General features: G+C 51.2%; 19 protein-coding genes. 8 read left to right on the plus strand and 11 right to left on the minus strand.

The features are described 5' to 3' along the window. Window positions 1-72: 72 nt before the first annotated feature. From M0L20_RS15405 to accC, 5 genes are all read right to left on the minus strand, one after another. On the minus strand, window positions 73-1,347 hold the full coding sequence (locus M0L20_RS15405) for a hypothetical protein (protein WP_248477818.1): 1,275 nt from the start codon (window positions 1,345-1,347) through the stop codon (window positions 73-75). A 433-nt stretch (window positions 1,348-1,780) separates the two neighbouring features. Beyond that, a complete protein-coding gene (locus M0L20_RS15410; RefSeq protein ID WP_248477819.1) occupies window positions 1,781-5,203 on the minus strand; it encodes a ThuA domain-containing protein in 3,423 nt (1,140 codons plus the stop codon). 161 nt (window positions 5,204-5,364) lie between these two features. Then, entirely contained in the window at window positions 5,365-6,141 is a 777-nt protein-coding gene (locus M0L20_RS15415; RefSeq protein ID WP_248477820.1) for an META domain-containing protein, read from the minus strand. Window positions 6,142-6,358: 217 nt separating this feature from the next. Beyond that, window positions 6,359-6,688, minus strand: a complete 330-nt coding sequence (locus M0L20_RS15420) for a hypothetical protein (RefSeq protein WP_248477821.1) — start codon at window positions 6,686-6,688, stop codon at window positions 6,359-6,361. 127 nt (window positions 6,689-6,815) lie between these two features. Beyond that, window positions 6,816-8,324 carry an acetyl-CoA carboxylase biotin carboxylase subunit gene (accC, locus tag M0L20_RS15425; RefSeq protein ID WP_248477823.1) on the minus strand — a complete coding sequence of 503 codons (1,509 nt, stop codon included), beginning with the start codon at window positions 8,322-8,324 and terminating at the stop codon, window positions 6,816-6,818. A 266-nt stretch (window positions 8,325-8,590) separates the two neighbouring features. On the opposite strand from accC, the gene M0L20_RS15430 reads away from it, so the two are divergent. Together M0L20_RS15430 and M0L20_RS15435 are read left to right on the plus strand one after the other, a co-directional pair. Further along, window positions 8,591-9,895 carry an aminotransferase class I/II-fold pyridoxal phosphate-dependent enzyme gene (locus M0L20_RS15430; protein ID WP_232561810.1) on the plus strand — a complete coding sequence of 435 codons (1,305 nt, stop codon included), beginning with the start codon at window positions 8,591-8,593 and terminating at the stop codon, window positions 9,893-9,895. 143 nt (window positions 9,896-10,038) lie between these two features. Beyond that, the gene (locus M0L20_RS15435; RefSeq protein WP_232561811.1) at window positions 10,039-10,224 is read left to right on the plus strand and encodes a BF3379 family histone-like protein; all 186 of its coding nucleotides are present in this window, start codon (window positions 10,039-10,041) and stop codon (window positions 10,222-10,224) included. A gap of 92 nt (window positions 10,225-10,316) precedes the next feature. On the opposite strand, the gene M0L20_RS15440 is transcribed toward M0L20_RS15435, so the two are convergent. Further along, complete coding sequence (locus tag M0L20_RS15440; RefSeq protein WP_232561812.1) at window positions 10,317-10,724, minus strand: MaoC family dehydratase; 408 nt, start codon at window positions 10,722-10,724, stop codon at window positions 10,317-10,319. A gap of 115 nt (window positions 10,725-10,839) precedes the next feature. Here M0L20_RS15440 and M0L20_RS15445 point away from each other — a divergent pair, with 115 nt between their 5' ends. Continuing rightward, window positions 10,840-12,081 carry an acyltransferase family protein gene (locus M0L20_RS15445; RefSeq protein WP_248477824.1) on the plus strand — a complete coding sequence of 414 codons (1,242 nt, stop codon included), beginning with the start codon at window positions 10,840-10,842 and terminating at the stop codon, window positions 12,079-12,081. Window positions 12,082-12,097: 16 nt separating this feature from the next. Here M0L20_RS15445 and M0L20_RS15450 read toward each other — a convergent pair whose 3' ends face one another. Further along, window positions 12,098-12,529, minus strand: a complete 432-nt coding sequence (locus M0L20_RS15450; protein ID WP_435531836.1) for a YybH family protein — start codon at window positions 12,527-12,529, stop codon at window positions 12,098-12,100. A gap of 366 nt (window positions 12,530-12,895) precedes the next feature. On the opposite strand from M0L20_RS15450, the gene M0L20_RS15455 reads away from it, so the two are divergent. From M0L20_RS15455 to M0L20_RS15475, 5 genes are all read left to right on the plus strand, one after another. Next, the gene (locus M0L20_RS15455) at window positions 12,896-13,774 is read left to right on the plus strand and encodes a diacylglycerol/lipid kinase family protein (protein ID WP_248477828.1); all 879 of its coding nucleotides are present in this window, start codon (window positions 12,896-12,898) and stop codon (window positions 13,772-13,774) included. A 232-nt stretch (window positions 13,775-14,006) separates the two neighbouring features. Further along, a complete protein-coding gene (locus M0L20_RS15460; protein WP_232561816.1) occupies window positions 14,007-15,221 on the plus strand; it encodes an argininosuccinate synthase in 1,215 nt (404 codons plus the stop codon). After that, window positions 15,205-16,461 carry a glycosyltransferase family 4 protein gene (locus M0L20_RS15465; RefSeq protein WP_248477829.1) on the plus strand — a complete coding sequence of 419 codons (1,257 nt, stop codon included), beginning with the start codon at window positions 15,205-15,207 and terminating at the stop codon, window positions 16,459-16,461. Before M0L20_RS15460 ends, M0L20_RS15465 begins: the two co-directional genes overlap by 17 nt. A 66-nt stretch (window positions 16,462-16,527) precedes the next feature. Next, window positions 16,528-17,508, plus strand: coding sequence for an N-acetyl-gamma-glutamyl-phosphate reductase (argC, locus tag M0L20_RS15470; protein WP_248477830.1), 981 nt, complete (start codon window positions 16,528-16,530; stop codon window positions 17,506-17,508). 22 nt (window positions 17,509-17,530) lie between these two features. After that, window positions 17,531-18,475 carry a hypothetical protein gene (locus M0L20_RS15475; RefSeq protein ID WP_248477831.1) on the plus strand — a complete coding sequence of 315 codons (945 nt, stop codon included), beginning with the start codon at window positions 17,531-17,533 and terminating at the stop codon, window positions 18,473-18,475. 8 nt (window positions 18,476-18,483) lie between these two features. Here the strand turns inward: M0L20_RS15475 and M0L20_RS15480 are convergent, their stop codons facing one another. The 4 genes from M0L20_RS15480 to M0L20_RS15495 all read right to left on the minus strand — a co-directional run bounded on the left by M0L20_RS15480 (window position 18,484) and on the right by M0L20_RS15495 (window position 23,403). Beyond that, window positions 18,484-19,755 carry a replication-associated recombination protein A gene (locus M0L20_RS15480; RefSeq protein ID WP_248477832.1) on the minus strand — a complete coding sequence of 424 codons (1,272 nt, stop codon included), beginning with the start codon at window positions 19,753-19,755 and terminating at the stop codon, window positions 18,484-18,486. A gap of 93 nt (window positions 19,756-19,848) precedes the next feature. Next, window positions 19,849-20,448 carry an RNA polymerase sigma factor gene (locus M0L20_RS15485; protein ID WP_232561821.1) on the minus strand — a complete coding sequence of 200 codons (600 nt, stop codon included), beginning with the start codon at window positions 20,446-20,448 and terminating at the stop codon, window positions 19,849-19,851. Between the two features lie 102 nt (window positions 20,449-20,550). After that, complete coding sequence (gene ade, locus M0L20_RS15490; protein WP_248477833.1) at window positions 20,551-22,251, minus strand: adenine deaminase; 1,701 nt, start codon at window positions 22,249-22,251, stop codon at window positions 20,551-20,553. Between the two features lie 3 nt (window positions 22,252-22,254). Continuing rightward, window positions 22,255-23,403, minus strand: coding sequence for an acyltransferase family protein (locus M0L20_RS15495; protein WP_248478093.1), 1,149 nt, complete (start codon window positions 23,401-23,403; stop codon window positions 22,255-22,257). Window positions 23,404-23,459 lie beyond the last annotated feature (56 nt).

The raw sequence follows: 23,459 nt of genomic DNA on the forward strand, positions 1-23,459 counted from the left end.
TTATAAAGTTCGCGGGTGGTATTACCGATACATGATTTCGGTAATACCACCCGCGAATTTAATTTATAGTAATTAAGCTTGCAGTGCTGTTTCTACAACGTATGGTTGATGCAAAGGCGTTTCGGCCAGCCGACTCAGCAAAAGGGTGTTCATCGCATCCCGGCCCGTGTTCCAGCGACGAATGATATTGACTTCGCGAACATATTCCGGTTCTCTGGTTTGATTTGCGCCTTCGTAATATTCGGGCATCAGTGCCGTCATCTGGCTTACGATGTCCTTAATCGCACCGGTCAAAATCAAATCGGGATTCGCTTGCGCAAGTTGGACCAAAGCCCGACCGATTGACGCCGTGTAAAAAGCGCAGTCGATATCCTGGTGGCGTACAGGTACACCGTCGTGGAGACGTTGCAGTTTAACCCCGCCATCTTCCAGAATGTCAGAAACGAACGCTTCCCCTTCTGGTTGCGGGAAAATGGCATCAATCTTACGCTTAAACGAATGCCACCAGGGGGGTGTCCCGGACGGATTCAGCGTATCGCAGAAGAGAATCCGTTCAGGTTTGTTCGGCTGAGCTGGATTCATGATCAGCAGCGCAGCGCCAAGATGACGATCATCGGCAGCGTGCCGCCGTTGGATGATAAAACAATGCCGTTTCGTGGCTTCTTCTTCGCGGATGTGCTCCGTAATCCTCTTGACTACGCGTAGCGAATCCTCCATGTATCCTTCCGTGATGACATGAACGGGTAGCGACGAAGCGGGAAATGCTTCACGACGAAGTTGCCGACCCAAGAGCGTCAGGGCGACCTCGTCGGAACGACGGGTGCCGAAGTAAACACCAATGTCTTCCCGGAACTGGTCGGGCGGCAGCTGCGATAGGGCAATTGTGTCCGCGTAAGCGTTCTGCCGACTAAGCGAACTGTAGCGAAACGAAACCTGATGGTGCTCCTGTTGAGCCGCCAGATTGTAGATACGCTGCTCGAACTGAGAAAACAGCGGCTCGTAAGCATCGTTCAGAAAATGCACGTTACTAACCGGACGAAGCAGATGACGGGCTACGGCTGGCTGTTCGAGCAGTTGTTCGAGTGCATCCTCGTTGTATCTGAAGAAGCTACGCAGTGCGTTTTGTTCAATAAAGTCGTCTAGTGTAGTGTCATCGTCAATAAGGTCTGTTAACAGTAATACTGGACTTTGGTCTAACCAACTACGTAAAAAATCTTTAATTAAATTGTCGAAGGCAATGTTGTCGAAGATTGCCTGCTCTTTGGAACACCCAAGCTGACCAAAGCTAAAATTACTGTACATCATCGGATCGTTGTGGGTAAGCGTGACCCGAACGGTTTCTTTCATAGACCTAGTTAGTATGACGGTATATACCAGACAAGGCTACCCCCTTAAGATAGCCGAATTTTGTTGAAATTTTGAAATTGTTGGGTGCTCAAAAACACACGTTAATACGTGCTTACTTCTGAAGATTGGTGAAAAACAAGGCCTTTATGCTGGCTTTCTTTTTCGTGGTACAAGTTACTAACCTTGTACCTGAAAAACTAAAGAAATCTGCAATTAGTTTCATAAATATTTACAAACCGGAGTGGGCTGGCAGGAGGGCTAAACTAGGGAATAGCTATGCAATAGATTATTTGCTTCGTTATCAGATTCTTACGAATTTGCTGAGGTCAAACCGAAACTTGGTTCATAATACATTGTTAATATTGCCCAAAACAAACACAGCCCGCTTAAGCGGGCTGTGTCGTAAAACTAGATTTAAACAGGGTTTTAGGTCCTACATGCCCTGAGTCGAAAATTGTACTTTGTCAACGGCAAAAAGTGGCTTCTGTTTGGCTTCCGGGTTCACGAAAATCAGGTACAGTTTGTGTACACCCTGAACCGGCTGACGGAAAGGTATGCTTACTGGACCGGCTGTCCCCTTTTTCACCTCCGCTTCACCAATCAGGTTACCTGTAGGTGAGTCAAGCCGCGCTTCCAACTTACCACCTACCACTTGGTCGTTCGACGCAAATACCGTCGGCGTCAACCCTTGAATGTCGGTAAGGTCGATGTCGTTAAATGCAAGGAAACTACCCGATTGAGTGCCAATAGCTGCCGGACCCATTTTAGGGATGTCGTATTCGAAGATGTTTTGTTTTACATCCGCCGAAACGGCTTTCACTAAGGGCGACCGTAAAGCCAGCGAGGTAGATCCTGTAGCAGGGCCCATCGTGCCGTTGCCCCGGTCAGTATAGCTAGCAGTCAACACGTACGAGCCGTCTTTTTTCTGCGTTGCCGGTACATAGTCGCCCGCGAGTGGCTTCCGGTTGGCTGCTTTATCATCAGCCAGTGACAGAATGTAACGAACCATATCGGTTGCTTCGCTTTCTTTCAGTTGTGGGTGCGCACTCATAGCCTGTTCGCCCCAAACACCGCCACCACCGCTGATGACTTTCCGCGCCAGCTTTCCTTCAACCTGAAAACCACCTTTGTATTTTTTGGCAACGTCGATGTAAGCCGGTCCAATCGATTTTTTGTCAATCGAATGGCAGGCTTTACAATCGCTTAGTTCGATCAACCGTTTGCCCGTTGCAAAACCCGTGTTGGCCTGGTGACCCTGGGCCAGCATGGTCTTGTCAAAACCTTCGAGGTAATCGATGGTCATGGTCACGTCGTCAGGGCTGATGCCTTTCTGCAACGTACCATCTTCTTTATCCACAACCTTTACCGCGTACTTGACGGGCTTGTTCGGGAAATAAAAGGTTTTGTTACCCGCAACCGCTACTTCTACCTTTGGCTCGTCATTTCCGACTTTGATGTCCATCGTTTTGGTCGACGAATTGCCAGCCGCATCGGTAACTTTAAGGACGGTGGTATAAACGCCCGGCTTGCTAAAGGTTACGGTTGGGTTAGCCGTTGTCTGCTTCGGCATTCCGTTTCCGAACGACCATTCGTATTTAAGTGCATCGTTGTCGTAGTCCATCGATCCTTTCGAATCAAATTTTACGGTCAAGGGAGCTGCACCAATCATTTTATTGGCACTAGCCATGGCCACAGGCTTACGATTACCCGCGTTGTAGGTAATGCGCGACAGGCGGGCGTCGGCGTTGGCCGCAAACCACTGCTGACCGTATTCGAGCGTGTACAGCGAGCCGTCGTTGGCAAACTGCATATCGATCACGTGCGAGAATTTCGTGTTTGGCAAAAACGTTTCCATTTTCACGAAGTCGCCGTTCTCTTTCATCGTAACCGGGTGAATCCAGTCCCGCATCCAGTCGTACGCAAAGAACTTACCGTCGTAGTAGCGGGGAAATTTTACCGGCGAATCGGCATAATCGTCGTAATAATATACAGGACCGCCCATTGCGTTACGGCCACCTTTGCCAACAATCTCACCAAACTCCGGCGATTCGGCGTAGGGGTAATAAATAAACGCTTTCTGAGCTGGAGGCAACTCGGTCAGACCCGTATTGTGGGGTGAGTCGTTGATCGGCTTTTGCGGGTCGAACAGCGGTCCGGTGGTGCTATCGGCAAAACTACGGGAATGGTAAGGTCGGTTGTCGGCGACAAACAGCGGCCAGCCAAAATAGCCGGCTTTCCGGGCCTGGTTGATCTCGTCGTGACCGCGTGGACCGTATTTCTCACTGTTGTTACCAGCATCGGGACCTACTTCACCCCAATACAGGAAGCCTGTCCGCTGGTCAACCGAGATCCGATACGGGTTACGATTCCCCATGACGTAGATTTCGGGACGCGCCTTTGGATTACCTTTTGGAAACAGGTTGCCTTCGGGAATCGTGTAGGTGCCATCCGCTTTGGGGTGAATCCGCATGATTTTTCCCCGCAGGTCGTTGGTATTACTCGATGTCAGACGGGCATCCCAGCCGCCCCGGTTTTTCCGCTCATCAATCGGCGCAAAACCATCGGAGTTAAAGGGATTCGTATCGTCACCCGCCGACAAATACAGGTTGCCTTTACGATCCCAGGCAATCGAGCCGCCCGTGTGGCAGCAGCCGTCGCGTTTTACAGGAATGGTCAGCAACACTTTTTCCGTATTTAGCAGTAAGGTGTCCTTCACGTCATCATACACAAAACGGGAGAGATGTTGAGCGGTGTCGGCTACGGTATTTCCCGTCAGGGGCGAATAATAAGCGTACACCCATTTGTTTTGCTTGAAGTTCGGATCGATGTTTAAACCCATCAAACCGTACTCGAACTTGGTGAACACCGGAAAATTGGCGACGACCTTCACCGATTTCTTTTGTGGGTCCCAGAGTTTAAGCGCGCCTTTGCGTTCGGCAAACAGCACCTTACCGTTGTCGAGTACGACCAATTCGGTTGGTTCGTCCAGATTGGCTGTCAGCACCTGCCGCTCGAAGCGGTTTTCTTCCGGATACGGCTGCGTTTTGGCCTGACCAAATTTAAGGCTAGATGCCATCACTGATTTGATACCGCCGAGGATATGCTGTAGAAACAGGGCATCGCTGTACGACTCGTCGGTATGGCCACCGCCCGTGTAGAACGACTTACCACCGTCGAAATCGCGGTGCCAGATAAACGGGTGATTATCGCCGTTTTTGCCACCTTCGTAGGTTTTCTCGTCCAGCTTACCCAGCACTTTCAGTTCAGGAACAATGCTTTTGTAGCTATACCACTCGTCCCAGCGTTTCCAGCGATCGGGAAGCATCTTGGTAGACGGGTGGTTCTTATCTACGATCTCAATCTCGGCGTTTTGCTGTTTGGGGTGGTTGAGGAAGTACGCACCCACGAGCTGATTGTACCAGGGCCAGTCGTACTCGGTATCGGCTGCTGCATGAATACCCACGAAGCCACCGCCCGCCTGAATGTAGCGTTCGAAGGCTGCCTGCTGCGCATCATCGAGCACATTCCCGGTGGTACTAAGCCAGATAACAGCTCCGTACTGCTTTAGATTGGCTTCGGTAAACTTGCTCGCATCTTCGGTCGTGTCAACGGCGAATCCATTTTCTTTACCCAGTTTCATAATGGCTAGCTTGCCTACTGGAATCGAAGCATGGCGGAAGCCTTTTGTCTTTGCGAAAACCAGCACACGGTTCAAGGCAATAGGTGCCTGAGCCGCTGTTGCTACCGGTTTCGTGGCTGTTGTGCGCTTAGCCGTTGTCTGGGCCAATCCAGGCAAAGCCGCAGCCAGCGCGCCCGCCAGCAGCATGGCGCGGGAGGGTAGCCGAAAGTTTTTCATACAGATAGGAATTTATTCAGATTGTTGGGTACAATAGACCAAGAAGACAAGCGAAGGTTAACTTATTCAAGTATTCGATTGTCTTTTAGTAAGAAGCAAAAGTAACGAAAAACCTAATACTGTAATAGGGACTTTTGGCTGAATTAGGTGCTTAAAGGCTACTAATTTACCTTTTTGAAAGTAGCCACGGTTTTTCCGTGTTGCAGAAGGGTAAGTTTGCCATTACCAACCCGGTAGGCCAGGGGCTGGAGCAGGGCATTGAGGAGATTTGCCTCAACGGTATTGGCTTCACCAGCGCAGGCCATTTTCGTTGTAACAAGCGGTCCAAGACGGATGAGTCGGGTATCGGCCCGTACCTCACCACTTAACCGATTGCAACCCGTTGTACCCGTTACGCGACCTTCCGTAAGCGAGATTTCCAGACGGGGCGCTTCCGTCTGCCGATCGTTGGTTGTAACGGGCTGGCCCTGCAACTCGGTTAGTACCCAAATATCCTGCAATAAGGCGACTTGCCGAAGCGATGCGCCACAACCTATATACGTCTTGCCCCTGAAGTTGACTTCAACGCGGTAATCGAAGCGTTGCCGAGATAGTTTATTCACGCAACTATCAGGCGTAAATAAGGCTTTGAAACGATCCTGCCCTGCCACAATGTCGAGCCGAAAGGAGCCATCCGAATCGGGTTGCCGCTCCGGACTGGGTGCGCTGATACTATCGCCGGTCAGCGATTTGAACCGTAATGTTCCTTTCGATGGGTTGACTGTCAACGACCAGGCTGGATCATTACCTACGGCAATCAGGTCATCACCCGCTTTCAGGTTGGCGGTAAAGTCAGCAATTTCAGGCTGGTCGGCTGGTGTAAGCATGGCCGCCAATTGTTTCGAAGGTCGGCGGCAAGCCGAGAAAAGAAGTAGAACACCGAAAAGAAGAAGTCGCATGGCGCGTTCGTTGAGAGAGCGAAAAAATTTACCTACCCAGTTACTTAAGCTACCAAAGAGAAAGCTTGAAAACCGTTCGGGTATTCGAAAGCTATATAAGTCTTTATTTTGTAGTTTGGTTAAGATAACTGACTAATGCTCCAATTTAGTCCTGTAAATAAGGCATCCTCTCCAATCAGCCATTCCGATTCATTATTTTGCTTCAGAGAAACGCCGTTTAAAGCTTGATCGAGATTGGAATAAGAAACTCCTCCGCATATTTCGTTCGTATATACACCAGTGGTTTGAAATCCTCGTTTAGTTTTTTCAGGAGAAGGCCGCTGATGTATTGATCTGACAAGTCAAAAACAATGAACACTTGCTGCCCTTTCTCGATTTTACCAATTCTGTCGACCCAATACTCGATAAGCCTACTAGCTGCGAAGGATGATCCGTGGCCGTGTTCTTGAATAGTCTTTCGTAAATCCTCTTCACTTATTTCCAGAAAATCAAATAAATAATAGCTGTCTGCGATCAACACACGACTTGGCATAGCATCTATTTTCAAGAATAAATACGATGTCCACCACCAAGAGGATCAATCAGTAGGCGGAGCATGTTTGATTTTAGTTTTGCTTTTTAATGATCGGTCGTTGATTTCAAGAGCAGGTATTTACCGTACTGGGACAACAATTCTATCGCATTCGATTGGTTTTCCACTGGCTTTTCTTTGTCAGTGTCGATGGACTATTTGCTGCCGGTTGTTTCTTACTGGACTTAGCCTGTTCCAGCAGGTAAGCGGCTAGCACAGCCGCTAGTTCAGCTTCCGCCGGATCGGGCTCCGGTGTTAATTTATCCGGTGAAAAATAATTGCTCACAAAACCGGTGTCGAACTGACCGGATCGAAAGGCTTCGTGCTCCATGACGAACCGGCCAAACGGTAACGTTGTCTGAACACCCGAAATCTGGTACTCATCGATAGCCCGGATCATTTTCTGAATCGCTTCCTCCCGCGATTCGCCGTAGGTGATCAGTTTGGCAATCATCGGATCGTAATAAATCGGAATCGACATGCCCTGCTCAAAGCCATCATCAACGCGAACGCCGTTCCCCTGCGGTCGTACGTATGTATCAAGCGTACCTACGTCGGGCAGAAAGTTGTTGGCCGGATCTTCAGCGTATACCCGCACCTCCACCGCGTGACCGTTGATCTGCAAATCTTCCTGACGAATCGTTAGCGGTTTCCCCTCCGCGATGTAAATCATCTGCTTCACCAGATCAATGCCCGTAATAAGTTCGGTAACGGGATGCTCCACCTGAAGGCGCGTATTCATTTCCAGAAAATAAAAGTCGAGATTGTCATTGACAATAAACTCGACTGTTCCAGCTCCGTAATAGCCACAGGCGCGTGCCACATCGACAGCGGCTTGCCCCATTGCCTCGCGGATCTCGGGCGTCAAGATGGCCGATGGAGCCTCTTCGACTACTTTCTGGTGCCGACGCTGAACCGAGCATTCGCGTTCGAATAAATGAATGATGTTGCCGTGTTGATCGCCCAAAACCTGAATCTCAATGTGGCGGGGTGAGGTTACGTATTTCTCGATAAAAACGGAACCATCGCCAAACGCTGACAGCGCTTCACTAACGGCGCGGTCCATTTGTTCGTCGAACTCATCCTCGCTTTCGACTACGCGCATTCCTTTGCCTCCACCGCCCGCACTCGCTTTAATCAGGACCGGATAGCCAATCTGGGCGGAGATAGCCTTGGCTTCGTCCCGATCGGTGATGGCCGAGGGCGTTCCCGGAACCATCGGAATGTTGTAATCCGCTACGGCAGCTTTGGCGGCTAATTTACTACCCATGACCTCAATGCTCTCCGGCGAAGGACCGATAAAAATCAGACCAGCCTCGCGGACCATTCGGGAAAAATTAGCATTTTCGGACAGAAAACCGTAGCCGGGGTGAATGGCATCAACACCCAGTTGTCGGCAAACGTCGATGATTACGTCCGCTTTCAGGTACGATTCGACGGAAGGAGCCGGACCTACGCAAACAGCCTCGTCGGCATAGCGCACATGCAGGGCATTCCGGTCGGCTTCGGAGTAGATCGCTACCGTCTGAATGCCCATTTCGCGCGCTGTACGCATAATTCGCAGGGCAATTTCGCCCCGGTTGGCAACGAGTATTTTTCGAATTTGGGTCATGGAAGAGTCATTGAGTAGCCAAACCTGATTGCAGCTAGTACAGCTAGTTACTGGCCATTTTGTGTCATTTACTTCGTATACGTTCTTTAGTGGCAAACGACAATAAATGGCCCAAAACGACTATTAATGACCAATAATACGCTTTTGTAACAAAAGGATCATAAAACTGAATTTTCGGGGATGAACTTGTACTCCCAAAAGTTAAGCGTATTTTTGCACTTACCGCATAAAAAAGAAGGGGTTAGCCCATTAAACTATAAAAAAAAGTGGATTTATTTGAGAAACTGCGCACCAATCTAGGCCCCATCGGCTCGCCATCCCGCGAGTTCAATGGCCACCATTATTTTGCGTTCCCCAAACTTGAAGGCGAACTGGGTCCTCACATGCGCTTCCAAGGCAAGGATGTCCTCAACTGGAGCCTAAACAACTACCTGGGTCTGGCCAACCATCCTGAGGTCCGCAAGGCAGATGCCGACGCAGCCGCACAATGGGGACTGGCTTACCCGATGGGCGCTCGGATGATGTCGGGTAACAGCGACCTGCACGAACAGTTCGAAAAAGAACTGGCTCAGTTTGTCGGCAAAGAAGATTCGTTCCTGCTCAACTACGGTTACCAGGGCGTTATGTCGGCTATCGAGGCTGTGGTTGATCACCGCGACGTGATCGTTTACGACGCCGAGTGCCACGCCTGCCTCATCGACGGTATCCGGCTTCACAAGGCCAAGATGGGCGAATATTACAAATTCAACCATAACGATATGGCCAGTCTGGAGAAAAACCTCCAGCGGGCAACCAAAAAAGCGGCTGAAAAAGGCGGTAGCATCCTGGTTATTACCGAAGGTGTGTTCGGTATGTCGGGGAAAGTCGGTAGCCTGGATAAGATCGTAGCCCTCAAACAATCCTACAATTTCCGGTTGCTCGTTGACGATGCACACGGATTTGGTACAATGGGCGAAACGGGTGCCGGTGTTGGTGAAATGCTGGGCTGCCAGGATGGCATCGACCTGTACTTCTCAACGTTTGCGAAGTCGATGGCGGCTATCGGTGCGTTCATTGCCGGTGACCACGACATTATCATGTACCTCAAGTACAACATGCGGTCGCAGACTTACGCCAAGGCTTTACCAATGCCTTACGTTGTTGGTGGTCTGAAGCGCCTTGAGATGATCCGCAATTCGTCGGAGTTCCGCGAAAAACTGTGGACGAACGTACGGGCGTTGCAGGAAGGGCTGCGCGAACGCGGATTTGACATTGGTGATACGCAATCGCCGGTGACACCCGTTCTGTTGCAGAACGTGAAGGGTGGTATTCCCGAAATAACGGGCCTGATCCGGGACTTGCGCGAAAACAAAGGGATCTTCTGTTCGATCGTCGTTTATCCCGTCGTACCGAAAGAGATCGTTATGTTGCGTATTATCCCAACGGCTGCGCATACACTCGAAGACGTGCAGTATACGCTCGAAGCGTTCTCAGCAGTAGCTGAAAAGCTGGCTAACGGTAGCTACCGGCAAAATGGAGCTCCAATTGCCCCCGAAACGCTTGAAGTATCGGCCGAAGCAGCCACTGAGTAGGGTTTTTGCCTAAAAGTTGCATTTTTTTGCTATTTTTTTGGCTAACCTATTGCGCTGTATGGTAGAATGACTAAATTTCAGCCGAAAACCGCGTTTTTAGCGGAATTTGGGCATTTTTCACACTTTAACCCATACATATCGCTATGGCTCGCTTCGATGAAGTAAAGGATCTGATTCTGTCGTTGGAAGGTGATTTTGAGAAGTTCTACGAAAAGAACAATCAAGCTGCTGGTACTCGCGTTCGGAAAGGAATGCAGGATTTAAAGACACTGGCGCAAACGATTCGTTCGGAAGTTCAGGACACCAAAAACAAAGCTGAAAAAGAGTAAGCAGCTAGCTCTTTTTACTACAAAACTCCCTCATTAGACACTGGTCTGACGAGGGAGTTTTTTGTCTGTATAGACCGATCTGTGCGTTTGCGCTAAATTTTTTCCCGGTGCATCAGGGTCGCTATACCCCGGGTAGTCACTTTCTTCGTCTGCACGTCACGGATTTCGCCCAGGATCTGAGCGGTATGTTTAGCCGCATCGATCGATTGAACCGTAAACGTTGCTTCGTAATCGGTATCGACGAACATGGGACGCAGAAACTCCAGCGTCTGTCCCAGATAAACCGAGCCGTAGCCCGGAAATTCGGTGCCTAACACTTTGGTAAATACGCTGGCTCCGAGCATACCGTGAATAATCGGTCGTTTGAATGGGGTCGTAGCGGCAAATTCGGCGTCGAGATGAAGCGGGTTGTTATCGCCTGTAACGCGGGCAAAGTCAGCCACATCGGCCTGCGAAAACCGGAACCCATACTGGTGAACGGCGTTCAATCCAAATTCCATAAGTCAGTATTGTAAAATAAAGAACGTAAACTCTTACGCGGACAAAGTTCGGTACTTCCCTCTGAATCATTGTTCAGGTAGCGTAAATCATTATCCCTTACCTTCGCAGATACTTATGCTTAAAAACCTGTTTTCGCTCGATACGTCGCTCGACAAGCGCGTGTTTGGGTTAGACGTAATGCGGGCCATTGCCATCCTGGTGGTCGTTGATGCTCATGCGAGGGTAGCGCTCGGCGACTATTACAGTGGTGCATTCTGGCATCAGCTCATCCCGGATGGCGTAGAGCTTTTTTTTGTGTTGAGTGGCTTCCTGATCGGTGGTATTCTGATTCGGTCGTACGAAAAAAAAGGCCGCTTCGATGCTGACTTACTGCTTAATTTCTGGACGCGTCGCTGGTTTCGGACCCTTCCTAATTATTACCTGGTTCTGGGCGGCCTGATTGGACTTGCCTTGGTCCGCGCGTGGCGAAGTGGACTGCATCACACGCTGCCTCCGAAAGAAACGCTGGTTAAGTACTTTTTCTTCGTGCAAAACTTCGCCCGCTTTATTCCCGACTTTTTCCCGGAAACGTGGAGTCTGGCGATTGAAGAGTGGTCGTATATTACGTTACCGCTGGTGTTGTGGCTGATGCACCTGCTACTGCCCGCCAGCTGGCCGCGCCAGCGCATTGTACTGGCCGCAATTTTAACCGTCATTGTCGGTACGAACCTGTATCGCTTTCTGCTGGCCATCCATTACCCGATTGAAGACGGTGAGTTGGGTTTTCGCGGAATTGTACTGGCCCGGCTAGACGCTATATCCTACGGTGTGCTGGCTGCTTACGCCAAGCATTACTTCCCCGCTCAGTGGACCCATCCGCGACTGCGTCAGCGGTTATTCGTCGCGGGGCTGCTGTTAACTGTTTTGGTGGCCTTTTCGGCGTCTATCTACATTCTGCGTTTTTATGTCGAAGCGGGCGTTTATCCGGCCTACGTTTTCTACAAACGAACGTTCTATTTTCCGCTCATCGGACTCACTATGATGCTGGTAATGCCGTACATGGACGGCTGGCGAAACGCCACGGGTGGCTGGTCACGGTTTGGCTTCGCCCAGATAATCACGCACATCAGTCTGATTTCCTATTCGATGTATCTGCTTAATCTGACGCCCATCATGCTAATGATCATCGAGCGATTTCCGACAACGTCATTGGCTGTTGGCTGGGCAAAAGTTGCTGTTTTCTGGGTACTGGTTTTGGTGTCGTCAACGTTGCTGTTCAAATATTTTGAAAAACCCGTCACCGCACTGCGGGAACGGTTATCCAAAAAAGAACCTACGCTACTGAACGAGCAAAAGACAGGTTTACCGGTGCAGTAAATAAGGACGGTCGCGATTAGCTTGTGTGGTCACTAACGATAACCCAGCGTTTTTTGATCTTGTGCCATAGCAGTGTGAAATGCCCGCCCTTGTCGCCGACTTTAGGACGGGTCAGGTGCCAGCGGCCAATCACGTAAGCAACGTTGGGCGATGGAAAATCCATTTGCAGAATGTCGAATTTGAGTGTCCCCATCGAATCCCGATCCGGGTATCGTTTTTTATAATTCGCTAATGTCGCCGTGTAACCGTAGGTGACGCCGGTATTGCTGACAAAGGTTAACGAGTCGGAAGGCCAATAGGTGCTCATGAACCGATCGATGCGCCCGGCATTCCAGTCTTCGGTCTGTCGTTTAAGCGCTAGGAGAATTGTCCGGCGGTCGGTGGCCTGCTGGCCCAGTGCGGGCAATGCAAGCAGGAACAATAACCCAGCGCAAAAAATCGGTTTCAACAGAAACGGCTTACTTCGTACGGTTGGCGTAAAAACTAAAGAAGCGATACCGTAAATAAATCTCTTCATGACAGGCTGTAGAGTGAATGGACTAAATAGTATACCCCATCCGTTGTTTATTGTTTATGACCAAGCTGTAGGACTACGGGATAAATCGGCTATCCATACCGATCGTAGGCATCAGACCGGGCAGACGTTGTGACCTGACGGCTAATGCTTAACTTTGCCGGAACATTCAGCGCACCCACCCTTATGAATCGAATCCGGAAGTTCTACGACGAGTACAAGCCTTACATCTTTTCGGATGGCTGGTACTACGTGTTTATCGTTGTTTTTATCATTATCCTCTTTATCTTCTTTTCCTAAGTGCCCACCTTACCGTCTGTTCTGGCCATCATCAATCCACTATCGGGTACAACAACCCTAGCGCAGAAGATGGTCCTGCGCGATACGTTTCTGCGTAAGGCCGAGGAACGCCACTTTGCACCCGAAGTAGCGGTTACGGAGTACCCTGGCCACGCGACCGAACTAGCTGCCGAGGCTACCCGACGGGGGGTAAGCCGGGTGCTGGCCATTGGTGGCGATGGTACCATCAACGAAACGGCGCAGGCGTTACGTCGGTCGGCTACCGCGCTGGGTATCGTGCCCGTCGGGTCGGGTAATGGACTGGCCCGGCACCTGGGCGTTCCACTCAACCCCATAAAAGCCGTTGAGCGCGCGCTGAACGGTCAGCCGGTCGTTATCGACAGTGCCGAAATCAACGAATATCCTTTTTTTTGTACCGCTGGATTGGGGTTTGAGGCTTATGTCGCTCATGCCTTTGCGTTACAGCCCGTCCGGGGATTGCCGACGTACGTACGGACAGCGTTCCGGGCGTTTTGGGCGTACAGACCGCTTCAATTTTCGCTTGACGGACAGGAGAAAACGCTTTTTTCGCTTACATTCGCTAATGCGGGTCAATTTGGCAATAATGCCTGGATGGCTCCGAAAGCGAACATCGCCGACGGACGTTTGGAACAATGCGAAATACGACCGTTTCCGGCGCAGGCGGCTGGTATGCTGACTTGGCGGCTGTTCAATAAAACGCTTGATCAATCACCCTACTGGCACGGTCGTTCGGTTACTAAAGCGACAGTTGTAGCCGATGGTCCGTTGCTGATCCATGCCGATGGTGAGCCGTTGACATTGCCCGAAGGAAAAGCAGAGATTCGAATTTTACCGGGAAGTTTGCTGGTGTTATTATAAGCAAGGTATGGCTGCGCCTAAACAAAAACTTGTTATCTCGTTCGATGCGTATTACGCGCTGTAAGGTTGCGGAATAGAGCCGAGAAAATCACAAATCGGCTCGCGAATTAAGGACGATGTAAATTCATTGGCGCAACATAACGTTGAAAGCCCGATATTTGCCCCTCCAAAACTATACTGATGGCGGACAAACAACCCCAATAGCGGTCTAGTGTCCGGCGTCCACTGTCTAATGGCTCAAAAAAAAGTAGTTCTTGCCTTCAGCGGAGGCCTCGATACCTCCTTTTGCGTTAAATATCTGTCCGAAGACCGGGACATGGAAGTTCATTCGGTGCTGGTCGATACGGGCGGTTTTTCCGATGCCGAACTCAAAGCCATCGAAGAACGGGCTTATTCGTTAGGCGTTAAATCCCACGCGACAATTTCCAAAACCGACGATTATTATCAGCAATGCCTGAAATTCCTGGTGTTTGGTAACGTTTTGAAAAACAATACGTACCCGCTTAGCGTAAGCGCCGAACGAATTTTCCAGGCTATTGCGGCTGCTGAATACGCCCGCCAGATCGGTGCGTCGGCCATTGCGCACGGTTCGACCGGGGCCGGTAACGATCAGGTGCGCTTCGATATGGCGTTCCGCATTATCATTCCCGATGCGGAGATTATTACCCCAATCCGTGATCTGCGTCTCTCCCGCGAAGCCGAAATCGAATACCTTAAATCGAAAGGGGTGGAGCAGGAATGGCACAAGGCCGCTTATTCGATCAACAAAGGACTGTGGGGAACGTCGGTTGGCGGTAAAGAAACGCTGACCTCCGATCAGTTTCTCCCCGAATCGGCCTGGCCTACGCAGGTTACGAAAACCGAGCCTGAAACCATTACGCTGTCGTTTGAGCACGGTGAAATTAAGGGAATTTCGGGTGCTGCCTTCGGCAACGAAACCTACGCCAATCCGGTTGACGCCATCCGTAAACTGACTGAACTGGCCGGTCCGTATGGCATTGGTCGCGACATTCACGTTGGCGATACCATCATTGGCATCAAAGGCCGCGTTGGTTTCGAAGCTCCAGCCCCGTTGATTCTGATCAAAGCTCATCATGCTATTGAAAAACATGTGTTGGGTAAGTGGCAGATGTACTGGAAAGAGCAACTGGCCAACTGGTATGGTACGATGCTTCACGAAGGGCAGTTTATGGACCCGGTGATGCGGAATATCGAAACGTTCCTGAGCGACACGCAAGGCCACGTTTCGGGCAAAGTGCACGTGCAGCTGGCCCCTTACCGCTTCCAGGTACTCGGTATCGAATCTGACTACGACCTGATGTCGTCGGCTTTTGGCAGCTACGGTGAGATGAACAACGCCTGGACGGGTGACGACGTGCGTGGCTTCTCGAAAGTAGCGTCGAATCAGGTAATGATTTACGAGAAAATTCGTGAACATAATTCTTGACGCCAGCCCGCTGGGGATTGGATTTTACCATCGGCAGGCGCAAACCGGCATCAGCCGCGTTGTGGAACAGCTATTGGCTGGTCTGCAACGGGCCGATGATGTCGAGTTGCAGCTGGCGTCACCAACCCACCTGGCCGAAACGATGCGCTTTGCCCAGCTATCCTTTGGGCAAAGCGCACCACCGTTTGTCAATCCACCCGGTGAGCAGGCGCTGGCCCGGTTTGAAAACAGGCTGCTGGGTTCACTCGCGCCCGGCAAGCTACCGTCTAAACTTATCCGTGAACTGGCGTTCCGGCTGCGTCGGGCAACGGGGCGGGAGATGGCCCGGTTCGACAAGAGCGACTTGCCGACCAACGCTGTTTACCACAGTCCGTTTTTCCCAATCCCTGAAAGTCTGCGCAACCGCCGAACTTTACCACTGGTGCAAACCATCCATGACCTGATTCCGATTCGGCATCCGGAGTGGTTTACATCGGGAGAACAAACCGTAAAAAAAGTGCTGGCAACGCTATCGCCCGAAACGTGGGTAACTACGGTTTCTCAGGCGACGAAGGACGATTTCTGTGAGCACACCGGTTTCGATCCAGAGCGGGTGGTGCCTATTCGCCTGGCGGCTTCGTCGGCGTTGTTTTATCCGGTAACGGATGAAACGCGAAAACGAGCGGTACGACAAAAACTCGGCATTGGCGATGAGCCGTATCTGCTGAGTCTGGCCACGTTGGAGCCACGCAAGAATATCGCGCACCTGATTCGTTCGTTTGGCCGAATGATTGATGGCGGAGACTTACCGGCTGATGTTCGGTTGGTACTGGTCGGTACTAAAGGCTGGAAATTCAACGACATTATGGCTGAAGCCAGTAAGAATGCGGCTCTGGCATCGCGGTTGATTTTCACGGGATTCGTGCAGGACGACGATCTGGCTCCGCTGTATAGTGGTGCGTTGGCTTTTGTCTATCCATCTCTGTACGAAGGCTTTGGGCTGCCACCGCTGGAAGCGATGCAGTGCGGTGTGCCGATTGTTACGTCTGACATACCCGCCCTTGCCGAAGTGGTCGGTGAGGCTGCTATCCGGGTTCCACCGACAGATACCGACGCGCTCTGTCAAGCCATAGGTATGGTGGTAAACTCTCCGGCGGTTCGAACGGAGCTGTCGGACAGGGGTAGAAAACAGGCAACGCAGTTTTCGTGGGACAAATTTACCGCAGAACACGTTGCTCTTTATAAGCGAACTGTAGGGTAACTGAACAAGACCCATCACTTGATAAACATACGGGTTGGCTATGGCTTAGCTGGCCCTGAAAATAGTATGAAACTAAACGTTGGCATTATTGGCGGGGCGGGCTACACCGGTGGCGAACTGCTGCGCATTCTGATTAATCACCCGTTTGTTGAGGTAGCGTTTGTGCACAGCAACAGCCAGGCCGGTAAACCCGTCTGGAATACGCACACCGATCTGTTGGGGGATACGGATCTAACTTTTTCGGGCGAAGAACCGGCGGCTTTGCTGGCACAGGAAGGCTTGGATGCGGTTTTTCTTTGCTCGGGACATGGCGCATCGGCAACGTTCATGGCCGAACATGAACTGTCGGACGACATCACCGTGATTGATCTCAGCAATGATTTTCGCGATGAGCACGACGATTTCGTGTACGGTCTGCCCGAACTTCAGCGCGAACGGATTCAGGAAGCGACCCGTGTTGCCAATCCCGGTTGTTTCGCTACCAGTATCCAACTGGCTTTGCTGCCGTTGGCTAAGGCGGGCAAGCTACAGGCGGATGTTCAGATCAGTGCGATCACGGGTAGTACGGGTGCCGGTCAGGCGCTTGTGCCCACAACGGGTTTTACCTGGCGCAACAACAACATTTCCATTTACAAAGCATTTACCCATCAGCACCTGGCCGAAATTCGGCAGAGTCTGACTACACTTGATCCGGATTTCAACCACACGATCAATTTCATTCCGTACCGGGGCGACTTCACGCGGGGTATTATGGCGAATGTGTACACGCCGTTTTCGGGTACGCGGGAAGAAGCGAAGGAACTGTACAAGAGCTACTACGCCAATCATCCGTTCACGTACGTGAGCGATGCGCCGGTGGACGTAAAGCAAGTGGTGAACACAAACAAGTGCTTTTTACACCTCGAATTGCACGACGGTCAGCTGTTGATTACCAGCGTCATTGACAACCTGACCAAAGGCGCTTCGGGACAAGCGGTGCAGAACCTGAATCTGGTTTTTGGTTTGCCGGAAGATACAGGTCTTCGACTGAAGCCCGTAGCGTTTTAGCCTGAATCGGAACCCGTTAGTTATGCGTCCCTTGCTGATACGAATCGTATGGATAATCGCTCCGGTACTGTTGCTGACTGATTGTAGCACGTCCAATCGTGTTATTCAGCAAGCAACCGTAGGGAGCGATTATTGCACACCCGTGTTGTCGTACTCGTACAATCCGGCTTATGCGCCCAGACCGGATATTGACGCGGTCCTGCAATCAGATACCAGTCTTACCAAACACTACTCGCGGCATGATTTGTTAATGGCCAATGCTACCGGTGTTCTGCCTTTGTTGCAGGAGTTGAGTCGGTTACACAAAGGCCGTTCTGACGAAGAACGTTTGGAGCGTATTACCAAGCGTCTGCAAATTCAACAGCGGTTGCAGCTGGCTTCGACCGAGTTGTCTAGTTTTGCCGCCGAAATCGACTGCGAAGGCGAACGCGCTGATCAACTGGCTACGTATCTGGACGAGAAAGACACCCGGCGCGTTCGGCGGCTGACCATCTTTTCGGTCGTGATCGGGGCTGTTACAACCGTAGCGACGGCGTTGATTGAAGCAAGCAATCCAAACAAGATTATCGGAATCTCGGGTGGTCTGGTGAGCGCAACGACGGGTGGCCTGGCCGCTTTTTCGTCCAATAAATCAGTCGCGTTTAGTCATAAACGAAACCTGTTGGCTGATCTCTGGAACCAGCCCGAACAATCATCGATTTATCCGCCGTTTATCTGGTACGTACTCAACGAAAAGTCGTTTAGCAACACCGGGCAGACATCCATTGGGTACAACATTCGCCAGCGCTGGCAGGGCTACGTACTCGAAGAAGCTTCAAAAAAACAGCAGGATTTGTACTTCGGTCCGGGCGGAAACTACCTGGCCGACGACCTGCATATCCGGGCGAATATGCTCAACCAACTTCAGTCGTCGGTCCGGTCGATCAACCAGGATTTGCAGGCATTGATGCTTAGTTTACCTGATTAACGCAACGATCAGTAGCCGTACCAATCGCCCCACCATTTCTGCAAACTACGACGAATTTCGGCTTCTCGGGCGTTCTGACCCGGCTCGTATAGTTTATGCCCTTTCAAATCATCCGGAAGAAAGTTCTGCTGGGCAAAGTTACCTTCGTGGGCATGGGCGTACTGGTACTCTTTTCCGTAACCAATCTGCTTCATTAGCTTGGTGGGCGCATTGCGCAGGTGCAGCGGTACGGGTAAGTGCGCCGTCTGTTCGGCTAGGGCAATGGCATCGTCGATAGCGACGTAGCTGGCGTTGCTTTTGGGTGAGGTGGCCAGATACACCGCTACCTGCGATAAAATAATCCGTCCTTCGGGCATACCGATTGCCCGAATCGCCTGCACGGCTTCCGACGCCATAATCATAGCGGTCGGATTGGCATTCCCGATATCTTCCGATGCCAGAATCAGCATACGCCGGGCAATGAAAACCGGATCTTCACCGGCAACGATCATACGCGCCATCCAGTACAAAGCCGCATTGGGGTCCGAACCCCGCAACGACTTGATAAACGCTGAAATAATATCGTAATGCTGTTCGCCCGACTTGTCGTAGCGAGCGATGTTCTGCTGGGCTACGGTAGTTACTCCCTCATCCGTAATAATGAGTGGCTCGGTTGATACGTGGGCAGATGCCACCAGTTCCAGCAGGTTCAGCAGTTTACGCCCATCACCACCGGACAGCCGAAGTAAGGCATCGTACGACTCAACCGTGATGTGTTTCGACCGTAAAAAAGCATCCTTATCAATGGCCCGGTCCACAACCTGAATCAGTTCTTCGCGGCTTAACGCTTCCAGAATGTAAACCTGAGAGCGCGATAATAGGGCGCTGTTTACTTCAAACGACGGATTTTCGGTCGTCGCGCCAATAAGAGTGATCTGACCTTTTTCGACCGCACCGAGCAACGCATCCTGCTGACTCTTGTTAAACCGGTGAATCTCGTCGATGAAAACAACGGGGGGAAACATACCCGACGGACGACTGAGCACATCCCGGATTTCTTTCACGCCCGAATTGATGGCGCTTAAAGCGATAAATGGCCGCTTGACCGCTTCGGCCAGCAACAAAGCCAGCGTCGTTTTGCCCACACCCGGCGGGCCCCATAAAATCATGGAAGGTAGCCGTCCGGCATCCACGGCCCGACGCAGGGCCCCGCCGGGTCCAATCAGTTTACGTTGGCCAATAACATCGTCGAGGGTGCGCGGGCGAACCCGTTCAGGGAGGGGCGTTGAGTCCGTATTCATTCCGCAAAATTACACACAAAAAACGGTAGCCACTCGCGCAGCTACCGTGATCAGAAAAGGTTTAGGAATAATCAGGGGTAAGAATAGGTTGGTTTATAGGGCAACGTTTTCGGGGGTGATGTAGCGTTTCAAATTGCTCATCGCGCCAAAAATCAGATTGTAAACAGACTGTATATTTATTTGCATTAGGGTCGAAATCTCTTCATTACTCATGTTCTGGAAATAGCGCAGATGAACGGCTTCGCGCTGACGGCGAGGTAGTTTTTCCAGGGCTTGATGCAGGCAGTCGTTCATGTACGAATCTTCTTCATAAGCAATCAGCAGATTCTCGTGCGACGGATCTGCACCGGGAAGCGTATCGCCCACGCGCCGACCATTGGCTATTTCATCCTGGCTTACCAGCTTCTGTTCGGCGGTCAGGTGGCGAACCAGCTTACGCTTGATCGAGGCCATCAGATAAAACCGTACAGAGGTGGTTGGGCCGATGGTCGTGCGGTGTTTCCAGAGCTCAACAAACAAGTCATGAATGCAATCTTTGATCAACGCTCGGTCGGTAGCAAAATGGGCACAGTAGTGATAGAGCGTTTGAACGTAGTTTTGATACAGTCGGGCAAAAGCGTTTTCATCGCCACTGCGAAACTGGTTCCAAAGAGTTTCGTCATCAGGTCCGATTTGCGTACGAGAGCGAGGCATGAGGATATAGGTAAAGGTTTAGGAATGCGAAAGAAGTCTGTAAACATATTAATAATAAATTGAATTTAAAATGGTAATGCGAAATAAAATTTTTTTGTGGGCTTATTTAACAATTTGAAGAGGAACAAACGAGAACCTTTTGCCATCAAATAGTCCTTTGTCACTCAGTTTTAACGCAGGGATGACAAGTAAGGCCATGAACGACAGCGTCATAAAAGGTGCGGCCAAGGTGCTGCCCAACTCCTTTTTGGCGAATTGATCCAGCTTTGTGTATTGAGCGGCTACCTCATAGCCGTCGGTGTCGGTCATGAGCCCCGCAACGGGCAGGGGAAGCAATTGTGTTTCGGGGCGGGTCGTTAGGTGTAAAAATTCACGGCGGCTCATCACGTCCTGATCATGTTCGTGCGGTTGGGTACCTGCCACCGCCGATAGTCCGCCTTTTGCTTCAATAACCAGGTTGATCGCCTGACAGATGCTTTCGTCATCACAGCCAACCGCCGTAATGTTGTGCGAATCGTGACCAACCGACGAGGCAATAGCTCCGTGTTTCAACCCGAAATTTTTGATGAACGCAACGGACGGTGGCACATTTTCATAGCGGTTGACGACCACTAATTTGAGTATATCCCGCTCCGGATCAGACACCAGCTGGCCGTTTTCAACTTTCGGTTCAAGGAGCAGTTCGTTGGTGATGAGCTGCCCGTCCAGCGCTTCGATGACGCGAATTACCGGGGATGCCTGCGCGCGCACCGCAAAATCATCAACTGATTTAGGTTCGCAATTGAATTGATTTACGTGTTCACTCCGTAAATCAGCGATGTTTGACGTCCCGTTTTCGGCCACTGATTCGCCATTGATAACTGTCTGCTGGATCGCAAAGGTTTGTAAGTTATCGACGATGATGTAATCGGCGGGTTCGCCCTCGCGCAAAAGACCAACTGGCAACCGGTAGTGCAATACCGGGTTCAGGCAGGCGGCCCGCAGGACGTTCCACAGGGTATGGCCTTTAGCCAAAGCACGAAGAACCAGCTGGTTGATATGGCCTTCCGCCAGGGTATCCGGGTGCTTGTCGTCGGAACAAAACATGATCTGCTCCGGGAACTCGGCCAGCAGTGCGATTAAGGCGTCGAAGTTCCGGGCGGCACTCCCTTCTCGAATGAGAATATGCATACCGCGCCGGGCTTTGTCGAGTCCTTCTTCGTAGGTAAAACACTCATGGTCCGTGCTGATGCCCGCGTCGATATAGCGTTGCGCGTCGTCGCCAGTCAGCCCCGGTGCGTGACCGTCAACGGGTTTGTTGTAGGCTTTGGCTAGGGCAATTTTGGCCATAACGTCCGGATCTTCGTGCAGGACACCCGGAAAATTCATCATCTCAGCCAAGTAACCAATCTCGTCTAAACCGAGCAGGTAGCGTACGTCGTCAACACTAATGGTTGCGCCTGCCGTTTCGAAGGGAGTGGCCGGAACGCAGGAGGGCGCGCCAAACATAAACTTGAACGGTACTCGGGCGGCTTCGCGAAGCATGTATTCGACACCCGCTACGCCTAGTACGTTGCCGATTTCGTGAGGGTCCGATACGGTTGCTACGGTGCCATGAACGACCGCCAGTCGGGCAAACTGGGGCGGGGTCAGGAGCGAACTTTCAACGTGAACATGGGCATCGATAAAACCGGGGAGGATGTAGGGTTCGCCAATTCGTTCGGGACCGAGCAAGTCAATACGAGTAATACGACCCTGATCGATAGTAAGCGTACCGTAACTGATTGTCTGGTCGAACAGATTTAGAATGTTAGCCGTAGGCATAAATTAGATTCGGATAAAAAGTTTTCGGCGGTACATCCACCGGAGGATAAAGTAAAAGATGCCCAGCGTAACGGCACCCATGAGTAGCTGTTCGTAAGCAGGGCCAAAGATCTGAAATGGACCGTGCCCCAGATGCGTATACAGCGAATTAATGATGAAGCGGTCGATTAGATGAACCAGACAGTAGATCGCAATGGAGTTCATGCCAACCACCACCAGCGGAAACGCCCAGCCCCGTCGCCCGGCTACATCGATAACGTAGTAAAAGAGAGCCAGCAGCCAGAAGCACCACCCGCCACTGAACAGCACCCAGGCGGGTGTCCAGATTCGTTTGACAATGGGACAGATTCCGGCAACATGGAGCAGAACGCCCGTTGCCAGACCGATACCTCCCGCCATCAGAAAACGTTTGAGAACGTCAGAGGACGATAACCCGGAACGGAGCCAGCGCCCCGCCTGTAGCCCTAACAGCATGGTGCCGAGCGTGGGAATGAAGCTAAGCGTTGCGTAGCCGCCACCGTTGAACAGAAACGGACTTTCGCGCGGGAACAGGTTGAGAAACCATCGGTCGAATGCCCAAGCTAGATTACTGTTTTTGTTGAAATGCGCCATCAACCCCGTATACTGCTCTGGCCAGTTGACCGGAACACCAACCGCACTATAATCGAAATCTGTCATGCCCGCGGGGTAGAGTATAAAAGCAAGCCAGTAGCCAAACAGAATCAGACCAAAGGCGATCCAGGTCGTTCGGGTCGATGTTCGGCCCAGCAGAAACAGAAACGGGTAACCCAGCCCAATTTGCGTCAGCGTATCCTCGAAGGTGAAATAGGTCTGCTCCGAATGGGTCGAGCGCAGAAAAATACCGAGTAGAATCAGGATCAGCGACCGCCGGAGCGCGCGCCAGAATTGTGCGGTTGCGGGTTGACCGTGTGCATTCTGACTGGCTACTGAATACGGTAACGCGACCCCCACCAAAAACGAAAACGACGGCTGGATAAGATCGTGCAGAGAACAGCCCGCCCAGGGTACATGATCCTGCTGGTAAGCCAGAAAGGCCCAGAAGGAACTGGTCGGAAACGTTTTGTGCAAGCCGTTGAAGTTCAACAGTTCGGCGGCCATCAGGGTCATAACGAAGCCTCGGTAGGCGTCCATGGACATCAGGCGGCCCGCCGGAAAACCGGAAGCATGAGAATCGGAAGGAAGGGGCA

This window comes from Spirosoma liriopis (assembly GCF_023196085.1).
Taxonomy (GTDB): domain Bacteria; phylum Bacteroidota; class Bacteroidia; order Cytophagales; family Spirosomataceae; genus Spirosoma; species Spirosoma oryzicola.